Below are 15,926 nucleotides of genomic sequence, written 5' to 3'. Positions count from 1 at the left end.
TCAGGCCTTTCGCAGCCGGGGATCCAGGACCAGATAGAGCAGGTCGACCAGGACGTTGACCAGGGTGAACAGCAGGGCGATGGCGAGCGCCGAGCCCTGCACCACCGGGTAGTCGCGCTGCAGGATGCCGTTAGTCAGCATGTTGCCGACGCCGGGATAGCTGAACACCGTCTCGGTGATAAGCGAGCCGCCGAGCAGTGAGCCGAACTGCAGACCGAGCACGGTCACGATGGGCAACGACGAGTTGCGCAGCACGTGCCGGCGCAGGATCTGGCCGGGGGACAGGCCCTTCATCCGGGCCGTACGCACGAAGTCGTCGCCGAGCACCTCAAGGACCGAGGCCCGCACGATGCGGGTGATGAAGCCGGCCATCGACAGCGCGAGCGTGGCGGCGGGCAGGATCAGATGTTTCAGCCACGGCAAGACGAGCTCCGGCCGGTCCTGCAGGATGGCGTCGAGCAGCACGAAGTTGGTGAACGGGCGGTAGTCGAGCTGGTTGGGCAGCCGGCCGAGCACCGGCAGCCAGCCCAGCCACACGCCGAACACCACGATGCCGAGCACCCCGAGGGCGAACCACGGCAACGAGAACCCGATGGTGCCGACGGTGCGGGTGAGGCTGTCCACCCAGGTGTCCTTACGCAACGCCGCGATCGCGCCGGTGACCAGTCCGAGCACGATCGCGATCAGCATCGCGGCGACGGTCAGCTCGATGGTGGCCGGTAACCCGCCGGCGAGCAGGGTCGTCACCTTGGACCCGCCGAAGAACGAGGTGCCGAGGTCGAGCGTCACCAGGTCGTGCAGGAAGTCGGCGTACTGCTGGAACAGCGACTTGTCGAGCCCGAGCGCCTCGTTGATCCGCGCCTGGTTGCGGGTGATCTCGGCGGCGGTGCTGTCCCCGGTGGCGCCGCCCGCGGCGAGCGAGGAGGCGGGGGAGCCGGGCAGCAGGCGCATGGCCAGGAAGACGATGCTGGAGAGGAAGAACAGCACGATGGGTACGGCCAGCAGCCGGCGGACGATCAGCCACGGGGTGCCGAGGCGCTGCCGCACGGAACGGCCGGCCGACCCGGGGGTGACCGTCGGCAGCGCGGGTGTCGTGGTCATGACGCGCTGCGGGGGTCGAGGGCGTCGCGCAGGTCGTCGCCGGCGAAGTTGCAGGCCACCACGAAGATCAGCGTGGCCGCGGCGGGCAGCACCACGAGCCGCGGCGCGGTGTAGAGGAATTCCTGGCCGGCCTGGACCATGTAACCCCAATCCGGTGTCGGCGGCTGGATGCCGAGCCCGAGGTAGGAGAGGCCGGCGGCGAACCCGGCCGCCACCGACAGCGTCATCACCACCTGCGCCAGCAGCGGTCCGGCGACGTTCGGCAGCACCTCCTGCGCGATGATCCGAGGCGCACGGGTGCCGCCGAGGCGGGCCGCGAGCACATAGTCGCGGCCGGCTTCCCGTGCCGCCAGCGCCCGGGCGAGCCGGGCCAGACCGGGTGCCAGCGCGGCGCCGACGCCGACAACGAGGCTCGGCACGCCCGGCCGCCAGGCCGAGACGACCAGGATGATCAGTAGCATCGACGGGAACGCCAGGGCCAGGTCCATCAACCGCATGAGCACCCACTCGACCCGCCTGCCGTAGAAGCCGGCGACCAGCCCGATCGTCACGCCGGACAGCGCGGCCAGCGCGGTCGCCAGAAACGCGACGAGCAGCAGCGGCCGGGCGCCGTAGACCATCCGGGCCAGCATGTCGCGGCCCAGGTCGTCGGTGCCGAGCAGATGTCCGGCCGAGCCCGGTGGCAGCAGCGCGCCGGCCGTCTGCCGGGCCGGGTCGGCGCCTACCAGCAGCGGGCCGATCAGGGCGATCAGCACGAACAGGCCGGCCACCCCCCAGGACACCGCGGCCGGCACCGACCGGGCGACGCGGCGCCGGGCGTACGCGGCTCGCATCGCTCCGGCCCGTGCCGGCCGCAGACGCCGGGCTTGGTCAGACACTCGCCTTCTCCATGAAGCAACGGTGCGAACCGAGGGCGGCGACGTTCACGCCTTTCACCTTCGCCCCGGTGACCACCGGATTGCAGGAATACGCCAGCATCGACAGCACCATGTACTTCTCGGCGAAGTTCCGCTGGATCTCGGAGTACTTGGCGGTACGCTCGGGCCCATTCGGCAGGTTCTTGGCCGCGGAGAGCTCGCCGGCGTACGCGTCCGCGCCCGGCAGCGTGGCGAATCCGGTGGCGAAGTCGCCGTAGACGCCGGCCGGCATGCCCATCGACCCGATCATGTTGTCCGGGTCGGGCACGTACGAGTTCCGTTCCCAGATCATCAGGTCGTGGTACTCGTCCTTGGGATCGATCACCCGGCCGAAGTAACTGGCCGGGTCGGCCGAGTCGGTGACCACCTTGAGACCGATGTCGGTGAGGTTCTGCGCGACGATCTGGGCTGCCTTCGGGTGCCAGCTGTCGCTGGCCGCCATCAGCCGGACGGTGCGGCCGTTCGCACCGGCGGCCTGGATGAGACGCTTGGCCTCGTCGAGGTTCCGGGTGCTCAGATCGGCGAGCTTCGGGTCGTGTCCCGGTTGCGACGGCGGGATCGCGTACCCGACCGGCAGCGCGCCCGCGCCGGAGAACGCCTGCGCCAGGATCTGCTCGCGGTCGACCGCCAGGTTGATCGCCTGGCGGACCTCGAGTTCCTTGATCCGCCGCGCGTCGATCAGCATGATGGCGTCGAAGCTGTACGGCGTCTGGTGCACCGTCACCGCGGGGTTCTTGCGCAGCTGGTCGAGGGCCGAGTACGGCGTGAACTGGGTACCGCCGATGTCGCCGGAGATCAGCGAGCTGACGATCGTCGACGGGTCCTGGACCTGCTGCAGCACCAGCCTGTCGATCGGTGGCTTGCCGAGCCGGAAGCCGTCGAACGCCTCCAGCACGACGGACTGGCCGCTGGTGGCCGACGCGAACTTGAACGGGCCGGTGCCGACCGGAGCCTTGCCGATGTCCTTGCCGCTCTGGTCCAGGGCAGCCTTGGACAGGATGCGCCCGCCGATGTCGGAGAGGCGGGCGAGCACGGTGGCGTCCGGCGACTTGAGCTTCAGCACGACCGTGTTCGGGTCCGGGGCGGTCAGGCTGTCCACGTTCTTGCCGACGCTGTTCAGTGGCCGGGACGCACCCTCGGGGAGCGTCTTGTCGTTCTGGTTGAACTGGCGGCCGAGGCTGGCCAGCACGTCGGCCGAGGTGAACATGGCGCCGTCGTGGAACGTGACGCCCTGGCGCAACTTGAACGTGTACGTGAGCTTGTCGGCGGACAGATCCCAGCTCTCGGCCAGGTCCGGCTGCGGCTCGGTGGAGTCGAACGGGATGAAGGTCAATCCGCGGTAGATGCAGTCGACCGCCATCCAGTCGCCCAGGGTGGTGTAGAAGGCGGGGTCGATGACGGCGCTGGTGCCATCCACCGCGAGGGTCAGCGTGCCGCCGCTGCGGCCGCCCTCGCCGCCGCCGTCCTTGTCGTCGTCGGCGGCCACCCCGCAGGCGCTGAGCAGGCCGCTCAGTCCCAGTCCGGCGCCCATGCCGAGCAGGGCGCCGCCGCGTAGTAGGGATCGTCGGGACAGTGATGTGGTTCCGAGAGAGTCCGTCATGGTGGGTACTCCTAGTCCCGGAGTGGATGTGATTTCAATCAAATTGGATCCAATGTTGGTGCCATTGGAGTCTCAAGCTGAATACGTCCGTGTTACGAGCAGCAGTTGTCGTCGCCGGCGGCGACAGCGGGGTCCGGGATGTCCATGACCGGGCTCCGGTCGAAGAAGCCGTCTGGCTCGAAGGACAGATGGATGCTCTCCACCGGCATGACCGGCCACTGTTCGGGTCGGGGCCGGTGATGCACCCCGAGGACCGGCCACAGCACCAGGGGAACGCCGTCGATCGAGCGGTCCTGCAGCTGCCACACCTGCACGCCGTCCTCGCCGGGCTCGGCGTGGTTTGGGTACTGACCCCCGATGAATTTCTCGTCCGGGTCGTACGGTGTCGCCCACAGATGCTGATGGATGAAGGGCGCGCGGCGGTGCATCACCGAGTCCGGCCGGCCGAACGAGCGCGTGGTGTTCTTGATCTGGAGCCGATATGCGGTCGGCTCGCCGTAACGATTGCGCTGGTCGGCGCTCTCCACCCGCCAGTGCCGGGCGATTGACGGATCGGTCCGCCGGGCCGCCTCGGACTCGCGGGTGAACGCGGTGCGTACGTTGCGCACGGCATTGCCGTACGGGTTCAGGGCCGGATCCGGCTCGGCCTCGGCGTGCTCCTCGACCAGCCGGTTGAGGTCGCCGTCGACCGCCGTGTCCAGGCGGATGCCGAAGTAGTGCTGGTGGGTCGGCGTCTGCACGCGGGAGGAGACGACCCGGCCGTACGGGACCTCGTCGCCCTCCACGATGCCCGACGCGCTGAGGATGCCGGTGAGCTTGACCTCGAGCTCGATCCGTCCGTCCTGATGCAGTGACCAGTAGAAGCCGTAGTCGTAGTTGGCGACGGTCTGGAAGTTGGAGACGATCAGGCGCCGGCTGCGGCGGACCTCGCTCACACCGCGGCGCAGATCGTTGTGCTTCCAGAGGATCCCGGCGTCCTCCTCGTGCATGCAGATCGCCTGCGGGATCTCCACCGGCGTCCCGTCGCCGCCGAGCACGGTGGCGTCGAAGTAGTGGATGACGCCCAGGCAGTCGCAGCCCAGCGCCAGCGAGTTGGTGAGCGGGCCGGCGCCGTACTCACCCCAGTCGAAGAAGTTCTTCCGGTACTGCGTGGAGTTGCTGTCCAGGTACGGCACATACATCTCGTTGCAGGCGGCGCGCTTGAGGATCGGGCGGCCCTGGAAGGTCAGGTCGTGGAGCACCAGGCCCTCGCGGTGGGTGAAGCCGAGCCGGAACGTCCAGCCCTGCCAGTCCACTCGCCGGCCGGCCACGGTGAAACTGGGCCCCTCGCTCTGCACCACCTCGAGCGGCTTGAGGCCCGCCCGGTCGGCGCCCCAGCCGTCACGACGCAACGGCCCGGCCTCCTCGGACAGCGGCACGAGCCCGTGATCCTCGACCTCGAGCACCTCCATGGTCTGCATGTCGATGATCGGGACGACGCCCTGCACCGGGCGTGCGTACCCGTTGTCGTCCTCGGTGGTGCGGTGCCAGACCGTGCCCCAGGTGATCCGCCGGTCCTTGTACCGCTCCGGCTCGAACCCGCCCATCGACTCGGCGTCGATCATCACCAGCGACACGTCGTGGATGCCTCGCTTGACCAGGGCCGCCCGGAACAGCGGGCTCTCCCGGCAGGCCTGGGCGGCGGCCCGCGCCTCGACCGAGGTGATGCCGGGGCGGCGCGGGTCGACCGGCTGCCAGTCGAGGCACCGGCTCTCCGCGCCGCTGATCGAAACGTCGATCTCCCATGCGTGGTCGCGGTCCATGGCGACCAGCCCGAGCCTGACCTCGCCGGCCGGCGAGGCGCCGGCGGCCACCGCGCGGGCGTGGTCCTCATCCAGGTAGACGCCCCAGAAGCGGGTCTGCTCGCCGAGCCGGCCATCGGCGCGGGCGGCGGCGACGGCCGCGGAGATCTCGGCGGCGGTCGGCGGATCCAGCGGATGCTGCCGGCCGGCGGGCGCGCCCGAGGTCGGATGGCAATTCATGGTGCTCCTCCCTCACGGTCTTCCCGGGTAGATGCAACGTACGATACTTTTGGATCCCGCGGAATAGTTATTGGATCCAAATACAGAGAGCGTGGCTTGCTATCGTGCTAGCACCTACGACCGGATCTGAGGTCACAGTGGACGCACCCCGGGGAAGCGCGCTCGTCGACGAGACAGCGGCGGCGATCCGGGCCCGGATCATGTCCGGCGACATCCCGATCGGTGCGCAGCTGCGCCAGGCCGAGCTGGCCAAGGCGCTCGGCATCAGTCGCACGCCGGTGCGCGAGGCACTGCGCCAGCTGCAGACCGGCGGCCTGATCGAGGTCGTTCCGCACCGGGGCGCGGTGGTGCGGGTTCCGGCGCCGTGGGAGGTCCGGGAGACGTACGAGGTGCGCGCCGAGCTCGAGGGCCTCGCCTGCCGGCGGGCCGTCGCCCGGATCACCCGCGAGGGCCTCGCCGGGCTGCGTACGGCCAACGAGTCCCTCCGCCCGGGCGCGATCCGGCCGGACGGCTCCAGCACGATGGCCAACGACGAGTTCCACACGCTGATTCACGGCGTTTCCGGGAACGAACGGCTGGCCAAGGTGATCAAGGAGATCAACGGGGCATTCCCGCGGAACGTCTCCGCCCTGGTGCTGCGGGACAACCCCCGGCACCGCGAGGACAACTTCGCCGAGCACGAGCGCATCATCGCGGCCCTCGAGGCGGAGGACGCCGACCTGGCCCGGCGTGAGATGCAGGCGCACGTGATCAGCGCCGGTGAGCAGCTGGCGCGGTGGTACGAGCGACGGTCCGCGACGGTCTTCAAGGGTTGATCACTCCCAGCGCGGCGGGGGAGAGCGCGTCCAGGTCGGGCCGCGGCACACCGGTCGCCAGGTCGGCCAGCGCCGCCCCGATCGCCGGGCCGAACTTGAAGCCGTGCCCCGAGCAGGCCGCCGCGACCAGCACCTGCGGGGTGCCGGGAAGCTCGCCGACGGCGAAGCGGTTGCGTGGCGCCATCGTGTACCGGCAGGCGATCGCGTCCACGACGGTGCCGTCGGTGCCGGGCAGGAAGCGCCGTGCCAGCCCGGCCAGCAGGTCGATCTCGGCCGCCGTGGGCGGGCGCTGCGGCTGCCCCGGATCGTCGGCCGGACCGTGGTCGAGACCGACCTTGAGCGCGCTGCCGCCGACCGCCGGCAGGCCGTAGAGCAGCCCAACGTCCGGCACGTCGACGGAGAACGCGCCGAGCTCGAGCGCCTGCTGCTCGCGAACGAAGACGTTGACGATCCGGACGACGTTCAGCAGCGGTGCGAAGCCCGGCAGCAGGCTCGACGTCCACGGTCCCGCGCAGACCACCAGCCGGTCCGCGGTCAGCTCGCCGTCGCCGGTGCTCACCCGGACCCCGCCGCCGTCCGCGGTCCAGGCCTTGACCGCGGTCCCCGGCCGGCGGTCGACGCCACCGGCCGCCGCCAGCTCACGCAGGCAGCGCATCGCGGCCGCCGCGTCGATGATGCCCGCGGCCGGGTCGAACAACGCGGTCCAGCCCGGATCCAGGCGCAGGCCCGGGAAGAGGCGGGCGGCCTCCCCGGCGCCGACCGGACGGCACCCGGGGCCGCGCAGCCCACCGGCGCCGGGGCGGGCGTACAGGCCGCCGGTGGTGGTCACCAGGCTGGTGCCGGCGGCGGCGCCGAGGTCGTCCCACGCGGCGTACGCCCGGTCGACCAGCCCGTCCCAGAAATCCGTGGGATAGGCCCGCCGGATCATCCGGGTGAGGCCGTGCGACGACCCTTCGGTGTGCCCGTCGGGAAAGCGGTCCACCTGGATCACCCGGGCCCCGCGACCGGCCAGTTGCCAGGCGGCGGCGCTGCCGTGGATGCCGGCGCCCACGACGATCACATCCGCCCGGTCCCCCGGTCGCCTCGAGACGGGCCAACGCCGGCCTCCGGTGAGGGCTTCGGCCAGCGCGGCCACGTCGTTCTTGTCGTTGTAGACGTGCACCGACGCGCGCACGACCGCGTCGAGCCCGCGCCGGCCGAGGTCCCACTGCCCATGCCCGGCCGGCACCTGGGCGACGTGGACCCCGGCTGCGCGCAGCCGCACGACCGTGTCCCGCGGGGCCTCCCCGTCCTTGACGAACGTGACGATGCCGGCCGCGGCCGCCGCCGGATCCGTCACCCGGATCCCGGGCAGACCATCCAGGGTGGAGCGCAGATACCGGGCCAGGGCGGCGATGTGCCGGTGGATCTCCGGCACACCGAGCGCGAGCGCCTCGTCGAGCGCGACGCCCAGCCCGAGACGCAGCGCGTGCGAGGTCTCCCAGGTCTCGTATCGGCGGGCGCCCGGTTCGATCTCATAGGTGCCGTCGGCGTGCCACCGGGCCGCGCGGACATCGGGGTGGATCGGCCGCATCCGCTTGCGCATCGCCGGGCTCACATAGAGCAGGCCGGTGCCGCGCGGGCCGCGCACGAACTTGCGACCGGTGCCCACCGCGATGTCCACGTGGTCGGATGTCACGTCGAGCGGCAGCTGGCCGATCGACTGGGTGGCGTCCAACAGCAGCGGCACGCCGGCCGCCGAGGTGAGCGCGCCGATCTCCCCGACCGGCTCGACCAGGCCCGAGGAGGTCGGCACGTGCGCGACCGTGACCAGCGCGGCCGGCGTCCGCAGCGCCTCCGCGAGGGCGTCCAGATCGGTACGCCCGGCCGCGTCCACCGGCAGCACCTCGACGGTGACGCCGTGGCTGCGCTGAAGCTCCAGCAGATGCAGGGCGGCGCTGACATAGCTGGACGCCCCGGCGAGGATCCGGCTGCCCGGCGGCGGCGCCAGTGCGTCCACCGCCCGTTGCCAGCCGATCGTGGCGCTCTCCAGCAGAGCGATGTCGGCGGGTCCGGCGCCGAGCAGGCCGGCGGCCGACGCGTACACGGCGTCGTGGCGGTCCCGGGCGGCCTCGGCCGCTTCGTACCCGCCGACCCGAGACTCGAGCCGCAGGTGGTCGACGATCGCGCCGAGCACCGCCTCGCTGGGCAGCGCGGCGCCCGCGGCGTTGAGGTGCCGCGCGTGCCGGAGGCCAGGGGTGACGTCCCGGAGCCGTTGGACGTCGACGTTCACAGGGCGATCACCACGCCCTTGCGCTCGCAGAACCCGTGCAGCGCCTCGTCGCCGAGATCCTTGCCGAGGCCGGAGTCGCCGACTCCGCCAAAGGACATCGCCGGGTCGAAAATGTTGTAGGTGTTCACCCACACCGTGCCGCAGTGCAGCGCCGACGCCATCCGGTGCGCCCGCGACAGATCCCGCGTCCACACCCCCGCCGCCAGGCCGTACGCGGTGTCGTTGGCGATCGCGAGCGCCTCCGCCTCGTCATCGAAGGTGATCACGCCGGCTACCGGACCGAAGATCTCCTCGCGCGCGATGACCATGTCGTTGGTGACCCCGGTGAACAGCGTCGGCGCCACGAAGAATCCGGGCCGGTCGGGAACGTCGCCGCCGACCGCCAGGGTCGCGCCCTCCTTGACGCCCTTGCGGATGAATCCGAGCACCTGCTGCCGCTGTTCCTCGGAGATCAGCGGACCGACCGAGACACCGCCGTCCAGCCCGTTGCCCATCGGCACCCGGCGGGTCGCCTCGGACAGCCGCTCCACCATCTCGCCGGCGATCGATCGTTGCACCAGAAGACGGCTGCCAGCCGTGCACATCTGCCCGGAGTGGCCGAACGACGCGCGCATCGCGGTGGTCACCGCCGCATCCAAGTCGGCGTCGGCGAACACGATGTTCGGGCTCTTGCCGCCCAGCTCGAGGGTCAGCCGCTTGGTCGTGGCCGCGGCCGAGGTCATCACGAGCCGGCCCACCTCCGTGGAGCCGGTGAAGGACACCTTTGCCACGCCCGGGTGGGCGACCAGCGCGGCGCCGACCTCGCCGTCGCCGGTGAGCACGTTCAGCACGCCGTCCGGCAAACCCGCCTCGGCGCAGAGGGCGGCCAGCTTGAGCATGGTCAGCGGGGTCTGCTCGGCCGGCTTGACCACCACCGGGCAGCCGGCCGCGAGTGCCGGCGCCAGCTTGTGCGCGGCGGTCATGATCGGGAAGTTCCACGGCAGCACCAGCGCCACCACGCCGACCGGCTCGAGCACTGTGTACGCGTGATGGGCGCCGCCGTCGATCGGCACCACCGTGCCGGTCAGCCGGCCCGGCGCGCCCGCGAAGTGCCGGAAATCCTTGGCGCTGAACGCGGTGTCGGCCCGGGAGCGCTCGATCGGCTTGCCGTTGTCCCTGGTCTCCAGGACGGCCAGCTCCTCGAGGTTCGCCTCGATCAGGTCGGCGATCCGGGTCAGCACCCGGGTGCGCTCCAGCGGAGGCAGGCCACTCCAGCGCCGGTCGGCGTACGCCCGGCCGGCCGCCGCCACCGCCGCGTCCACATCCGCGGCGGTCGCCTGGGCCACCCGGGTCAGCTCGCCGCCGGTGGCCGGGTCGGTGACCGCGAACGTCTCGCGGTCGCCGGGCGCCACCCACTCGCCGTCGATCAGGAACGGCTCCTCAGAAGAGATCGAAATACTCACGCTGCTCCCAATCCGAGACGTGTGCGAGATAGCGGGCGAACTCCTCGCGCTTGAGCCGGGCGTACCACGCCACGACCTCCGGCCCGAGCGCTTCGGCGAAGACCGGGTCCGCCACGAGCGCGTCCACCGCGTCACCGAGCGAGCCAGGCAGCGAGGTGGCGTCCGCCGCGTACGGGTCGGTGACCGGCGGACCCGGATCGAGGTCGTTGCGGATGCCGTCCAGCCCGCTGATCACCTGGGACGCGACGTACAGATAGGGGTTGGCGGCCGGTTCGCCGCAGCGGTTCTCCAGGCGTACGCCGGAATCCTGCTCGAGCCCCGCCACCCGCACCATCGCACCCTTGTTGTCCACGCCCCAACAGACCCGGTCCGGGGCCAGAGAGAAGGCGCGATAGCGCTTGTAGCCGTTGACCGTCGGCGTGGTGAACGCCGTCGCGCCCCGGGCATGGGCGAGCAACCCGCCCAGATACTGCCGCGCCGTCTCGGACATTCCGTCGAAGGCCGCATTGCCGGTCTTGACGTCGCGCAGCGACTGGTGCAGATGCCAGCCCGCGGAGACGACCGACGGACCGGCCGGACGGGCCATGAACGTGGCGTGGTGGCCGCTGCGCCGGGCCAGCTGCCGCACCGCCGACCGGGTCAGGATCACGTCGTCGGCAGCCCGTGCGGCGTTCGCGGCCTGCAGCGTGATCTCCAGCTGGTTGGGGCCGAACTCGAGCTCGACCGAGCGCAGCGGCAGATCGAGCGCGTGCAGCCCGCTACGCAGATCCTGGGCCAGGCCGTCGATCCGGTCCAGGCCGTCCTCCAGCAGCAGCTGCGAGCCGGTGCTGACCGGGCCGACCAGTGGCGCCCGGCCCGGCGCGCCCGGCACACCCGCCCGGTCGTCGGTCATCGTGGCCTCGGACGCGCGGAACACGTGGAACTCCAGTTCGACGCCGACCGTCATCGCGAAACCAGCCTGGTCCAGCAGGGCGAGCTGGTCGCGCAGGATGCTCCGGGTGCAGAATGGCACGCCGGACCCATCCGGGAAACGCAGATCGCAGAGCACCCACCCGGTGCGCGGCGCCCAGGGCAGCACCCGGAAGGTCGTCGGATCGGGCACCAGCACCACGTCGCCGGCACCGGTGAAGCCGTCGACGCCGACCCCGGTGTCGGCGCTGAAGACCGCGAACACCGAGCGGCCGGAGGTGTCCTTCAGCAGCAGCGAGCTCGGCGCGGTGACGCCCGAGCGCAACGCCGCGGGCAGGGCGGCCCGGGTCAGGGTCTTGCCGTGCAACACGCCGTGCTGGTCGGCGAAGGAGAACCGGACCATCTCCAGGCCCAGCTCGTCGATCACCCGGCGCATCTGGGCGGCGGCCGCGTACTGCGCGTCGGTCCACAACTGGTGGCGGTCGACGAAACCGCCGCGCTCCGCGGCCAGCAGCGGCCGGGCGTTCGAGCCGCCGCCCCCGTCGGCCATCGCCCGTTCGTCGAAGTTAGCCACGGCCACCCGCCCAGGGCGATTTCTTGCGGCGTTCGGCCTCGCGCTCGCGCCAGATCTGCTCCCACGTCTCGCTGGGCGCCACGGTGTCGACGGTGAGCGGACCGGTCAGCGCCGCCGCGGTCGTCTCGTCCACCGCCCGGGCCGGCAGGGGCCCGCCGGACTCGAACGTCTCGATCGCATGCAGCAGCAGGCGGCGGTTCGCGGTCACCGCCCGGTCCGAGACGCCGAGCCGCTCGACCGTGCGGTCCTGGATGCGGCCCATGCTCTCGACGGCCCACTGGTCGTGGACGTTGATGTCCAGCCCCATCCCCGTGTACGTGAGATCGCGCTGCTCGGCCGGACTGTATCCCCAGTTGTTGGCGCGATTGCGCAGCGGACGGTAGTCCGGCAGCGAGACCTCGGCGAGGCGCTGAGCGAGCAACGTCTCCCGGTCCGTCTCCTCGGCGAAGTCGTAGAAGATCATGTACCAGTAGTGGTTCTCGTCATCGATCGGCACGTGCCACTGCATGAAGACCTTGGAGTTGCCGAACGGCACCACGAACGCGTTGGGGAAAACCAGATTGGTGATGCGTACGTGGCGCATCTGCTCGGTCAGCTTCCGGATGGCGAAGACGCGCAACCCGTGCTCTGCGGGCTCCACCTCGATGTCCGGGCGGTAACTGTTGCCCACCAGCTTGGAGAGCTTCTGCCCGGTGCCCTCGACGACCTCGCTGAACTGCTGCCCGTACACCTCACGGGGGTCCTCGGCGATGAACCGGTGCAGGAAGGACACGTGGCTCGGGTCGATGCCGCCCTCGACGCCCTGCAGCCAGTTGCACTCCCACAGACCCTTGAAGGCGAACGAGTACTCCTCCGGCGCCTGGAAGCAGTCGTAGTGCGGGAACGGCGGCGGCTCGCCCTCACCGAGGTAGGCGAAGACGATGCCGTTGCGCTCGACGCAGGGGTAGCTGGCGATCCGGATCTTGTCGGCGAACCGGCTGTGCGCGGGCTCGGCGGGCTGCTCGCGGCAGCGGCCGTCCGCGCCGTACAGCCAGCCGTGATAGAGGCAGCGCAGGCCGCCGTCCTCGAGGCGCCCGTAGGCGAGGTCGACGCTGCGGTGCGCGCAGAACCGGCTGAGCAGGGCCCAGCCGCCGTCATCGCGCCGGAACAGCACGAGATCTTCACTGAGCAGCCGGACCGGCTTGACCGGGCGGTCTGCGGACATCTCCGACACCAGGGCGGCGGGCTGCCAGTAGGCCCGCATCAGCCCACCGAGCGGGGTGCCGGGACCGCTTCGGGTGACGAGGTCGTTGTCCTCCTGCTTGAGCACGTCGCTGCTCCCACGTATCCATGATGCACAAAATTGGATCCAACTCTTGCATATCTGAGTCCAGTCGTACAGAGCCGCGGGCGATTGACTCTGTAGCCCCTCGATCGCCTACTGGGTCGGCGCGGGGACCGCCGCGCTCAGGTGGCTGGTCACGTCGCAGGCTGGGGCGGGCCGGCCGATGTGGTAACCCTGGGCGAGGTCGCAACTCCACTCGCGCAGGGGGCGAGGGTGTCGGCGTCCTCGACGCCTTCGGCCACGACGGTGAGGCCCAGCGCGTGCGCCAGGTCGATGGTGGACCGGACGATGACGGCCGAGCGCGGCCCGGTCCGCAGGTCGGCGATGAACGAGCGGTCGAGTTTCAGCTCGCCGGCGGTGTGCAGCCGCCGCAGGTGGGAGAGGGTCGAGTGGCGGGTGCCGTAGTCGTCGATCGATACTTCGACCCCGATCGCGGCGAGCTGGTCGAGGACGCTGCTGGTTGTCGCCGAGTCGTCAGCATCATCGTCTCGGTGATCTCGACCGTCAGGGCGTCGGCCGGCAGACCGTGGCGGTTCAGCAGTTCGGCCACGAGTTGCGAGAGATCGTCACCGCAGGGCGATCCCATCTCAGCGTTCAAAGCGCCCGTGACCAGGACGGACAAGGTTTTCGGCACCCGCAGCGTCGAGATCGTGCGGACGCCGCCGCGGGCGCCCCGCGCGAACGCCTACGCCGCACGGTACGCACGGTGCGCCGCGAGTGCCTCGACCGGATCCTGATCTACAACGCGCGGCACCTGCTCGCCACGCTCGAAGAATACGTCCGGCACTACAACGAGCACAGACCCCATCAAGGCCGCGAGCAACGCCCACCAGCCCTGGATGTGTCCCCAACCCCGGTCACGGATCTGGCCACCGTGCGGCTACGCCGGACACGCGTACTCAACGGTCTGATCAGCGAGTACTCCCAGGCTGCGTAGCCGAAACCGGGTTTTCGAACGGTACGGGGTACACGGGGAACTGCTCACCTTGGGAGTGAAAGTCGCCGCATCCACGGTCTGGGCAATCCTGCGAGAGGCAGGCATCGACCCCGCCCCGGAGCGGGCCGCCACCACCTGGTCGCAGTTCCTGCGGTCGCAGGCCGACGTATTGCTGGCCGCGGACTTCATCGAGACGATCACCCTGACCGGGACGAGGATGTACGTCCTGGCCGTCACTGAGCACGGCAGCCGCCGTATCCGGATCCTCGGCGCCACTGCGCATCCGAGCGCCGCGTGGGTGACCCAGACCGCCCGCAACCTGTTGATGGACATCGAAGAAGCGGGATGCCGGGTGAAGTACCTGATCCGCGACCGTGACGGCAAGTACCCGGCCTTGTTCGACGCTGTCCTCGCCGACGCGGGGATCATGGTTGTGCTCAGCGGCGTCCAGATGCCCCGGATGAATTCGATCATGGAACGCTGGGTGCGTACCTGCCGCCGCGAACTGCTGGACCGGACGCTGATCTTCAACCAACCGCACCTACTGCACGCGTTGCGCGAGTTCGAGATCTTCTACAACGAGCACAGGTCACACCAGGGCATCGCCGGCGCCCGGCCGCTCGTCCCATTACCCGAACCGATCACTGACCCGGATCGCCTCGCCCACCTGACCGTCCACCGACGTGACCGCCTCGGCGGCATCCTCCGCGAGTACCAGCCCGCCGCCTGAGCTGCCCGGATGGCATTATCGGCAGGTACACGGCGCCCGGTTTGGCATGTGCGCGGCCGTGAGGTCAAGAAAGCCGTTGCGCCGCGACGGCGGCTGCCGCGCGGGCCGCTCTGCCGTTGACGCCGAGTCTTGCGTAGATGTTCGACAAGTGGCGTTCGACGGTGCGCGTCGACAGGTGAAGACGCTCAGCGATCTCCTCGTTGCCGCGGCCCTGACCGACAAGGCCGATGATCTCGCGTTGGCGGTCGGTGAATGAGACCTCTTCCGCGGCCCGATGGTCGGCTCCGAGGAAGCCCGACGCCTCCGTGAGCAGCCGTGACCAGGCGGGCTCGTCGGATGACAGTACGTGGTTGCGCCCCTGCAGTGGCACGAACTGGCTGCCCGGGATCAGCCCGGCGAGAATGCGGCCCTGTTCGAAGGGCACGAACGCATCTTCGTCCAGGTGCAGCACAAGCGTCGGTGCGGTAACTCTGGCGGCCTCTGCGGTGACATCTACGGCGGTGTGCGCGGCGTTGATCCGGGCCATGTCGCCGGGTGCCGCGCTGGCCTGCTGGAGCATCACGAACGCTGTGACCACGTCAGGGGTGGCGTCCGGCAGTAGCAGCCGAGCGAACACCTCGCGTAGCGCGCGTGGCATGTCCGTCTCCGGCCGTACCATCGCGTCGATCATGCGCACTTCGGCGTCCTGCCTGGTGCCCAGTGGTCCGCACCGGGCGTAGGTGCCATAGAGGACGAGGGCGCGGACGCGTTCGGGACGGCGCGCGGCGAACGCGACCGCGATCGGGCCGGCCTGACACACCCCGAGCAACGCGCATTGGTCGACGCCGGCCGCGTCGAGTACGGCCGCGAGGTCATCCAGCCATAGGTCCAGCGACTGGGCGTCAACTCCCCGGTCGGACAGACCGGTGCCGCGCAGGTCGTACCTGATCACGGTGTTGCCGGCGGACAAGGCGGCGATCCAGTGCCGTCGGACGGGGCTGTCCCACTCCAGTTCGAGGTGTGAGAACCAATGGGGCGCAACCACCACGACGGGGCCGCGGCCGCTGACTGCGTAGGCGATTCGGACGCCATCCGTGGCCGTGGCGAACCCGATTCGCTGGCCGGCCACGGAGACACCCTATCCCCGAAGCGCTGCGCCGGGAGCTTCCGTGGGCTACGTGTTCGCCGCCAACGCCTCCGGCGAGAATGCGTGCCCGCACCGATGCCGCCGCTGCTTCGGCCGCCCTACCGTCGGGTGCACACCAAACGAAGGCGGCAATCATGCGTATTGCTCCCCATAGCCAT

At 70.5% G+C, this 15,926-nt stretch carries 12 protein-coding genes and 1 pseudogene; 3 read left to right on the top strand and 10 right to left on the bottom strand.

From position 1 onward, the window contains the following. From ACZ6TI_RS44645 to ACZ6TI_RS44630, 4 genes are all read right to left on the bottom strand, one after another. Positions 1–1,101 carry an ABC transporter permease gene (locus ACZ6TI_RS44645; RefSeq protein WP_465351371.1) on the bottom strand — a complete coding sequence of 367 codons (1,101 nt, stop codon included), beginning with the start codon at positions 1,099–1,101 and terminating at the stop codon, positions 1–3. Then, the gene (locus ACZ6TI_RS44640; protein ID WP_465351370.1) at positions 1,098–1,979 is read right to left on the bottom strand and encodes an ABC transporter permease; all 882 of its coding nucleotides are present in this window, start codon (positions 1,977–1,979) and stop codon (positions 1,098–1,100) included. Before ACZ6TI_RS44640 ends, ACZ6TI_RS44645 begins: the two co-directional genes overlap by 4 nt. Beyond that, on the bottom strand, positions 1,972–3,618 hold the full coding sequence (locus tag ACZ6TI_RS44635) for an ABC transporter substrate-binding protein (RefSeq protein WP_465351369.1): 1,647 nt from the start codon (positions 3,616–3,618) through the stop codon (positions 1,972–1,974). Before ACZ6TI_RS44635 ends, ACZ6TI_RS44640 begins: the two co-directional genes overlap by 8 nt. Positions 3,619–3,710: 92 nt before the next feature. Then, positions 3,711–5,639: a primary-amine oxidase gene (locus ACZ6TI_RS44630; RefSeq protein ID WP_465351368.1), complete on the bottom strand. Its 1,929-nt coding sequence runs from the start codon at positions 5,637–5,639 to the stop codon at positions 3,711–3,713. 137 nt (positions 5,640–5,776) lie between these two features. Between ACZ6TI_RS44630 and ACZ6TI_RS44625 the strand changes: the two genes are divergently transcribed. Further along, positions 5,777–6,454 carry a GntR family transcriptional regulator gene (locus ACZ6TI_RS44625; RefSeq protein WP_465351367.1) on the top strand — a complete coding sequence of 226 codons (678 nt, stop codon included), beginning with the start codon at positions 5,777–5,779 and terminating at the stop codon, positions 6,452–6,454. On the opposite strand, the gene ACZ6TI_RS44620 is transcribed toward ACZ6TI_RS44625, so the two are convergent. The 5 genes and pseudogenes from ACZ6TI_RS44620 to ACZ6TI_RS44600 all read right to left on the bottom strand — a co-directional run. Next, positions 6,444–8,726, bottom strand: coding sequence for an aminotransferase class V-fold PLP-dependent enzyme (locus ACZ6TI_RS44620; RefSeq protein WP_465351366.1), 2,283 nt, complete (start codon positions 8,724–8,726; stop codon positions 6,444–6,446). The genes ACZ6TI_RS44625 and ACZ6TI_RS44620 overlap by 11 nt on opposite strands. Next, positions 8,723–10,168 (bottom strand): aldehyde dehydrogenase family protein, encoded by a 1,446-nt coding sequence (locus tag ACZ6TI_RS44615; RefSeq protein WP_465351365.1) that lies wholly within the window; start codon positions 10,166–10,168, stop codon positions 8,723–8,725. Before ACZ6TI_RS44615 ends, ACZ6TI_RS44620 begins: the two co-directional genes overlap by 4 nt. Next, the gene (locus tag ACZ6TI_RS44610; RefSeq protein ID WP_465351364.1) at positions 10,146–11,651 is read right to left on the bottom strand and encodes a glutamine synthetase family protein; all 1,506 of its coding nucleotides are present in this window, start codon (positions 11,649–11,651) and stop codon (positions 10,146–10,148) included. The genes ACZ6TI_RS44615 and ACZ6TI_RS44610 overlap by 23 nt, the downstream gene beginning before the upstream one ends. Beyond that, positions 11,644–12,960 carry a Rieske 2Fe-2S domain-containing protein gene (locus ACZ6TI_RS44605; protein WP_465351363.1) on the bottom strand — a complete coding sequence of 439 codons (1,317 nt, stop codon included), beginning with the start codon at positions 12,958–12,960 and terminating at the stop codon, positions 11,644–11,646. Before ACZ6TI_RS44605 ends, ACZ6TI_RS44610 begins: the two co-directional genes overlap by 8 nt. A gap of 149 nt (positions 12,961–13,109) precedes the next feature. After that, positions 13,110–13,433, bottom strand: a pseudogene (locus ACZ6TI_RS44600) (EAL domain-containing protein); the annotation flags it as partial. Positions 13,434–13,501: 68 nt separating this feature from the next. Between ACZ6TI_RS44600 and ACZ6TI_RS44595 the strand changes: the two are divergent. Continuing rightward, a complete protein-coding gene (locus ACZ6TI_RS44595) occupies positions 13,502–13,912 on the top strand; it encodes an integrase core domain-containing protein (protein ID WP_465351362.1) in 411 nt (136 codons plus the stop codon). 169 nt (positions 13,913–14,081) lie between these two features. Beyond that, entirely contained in the window at positions 14,082–14,642 is a 561-nt protein-coding gene (locus ACZ6TI_RS44590; protein ID WP_465351361.1) for an integrase core domain-containing protein, read from the top strand. Between the two features lie 64 nt (positions 14,643–14,706). Here the strand turns inward: ACZ6TI_RS44590 and ACZ6TI_RS44585 are convergent, their stop codons facing one another. After that, the gene (locus ACZ6TI_RS44585) at positions 14,707–15,750 is read right to left on the bottom strand and encodes an alpha/beta fold hydrolase (protein WP_465351360.1); all 1,044 of its coding nucleotides are present in this window, start codon (positions 15,748–15,750) and stop codon (positions 14,707–14,709) included. Between the last annotated feature and the right edge of the window lie 176 nt (positions 15,751–15,926).

The organism is Actinoplanes sp. NPDC051388 (assembly GCF_055586225.1).
The sequence above is the reverse complement of the archived record's forward strand: the minus strand, read 5'-3'. Positions and strand labels throughout refer to the sequence as shown.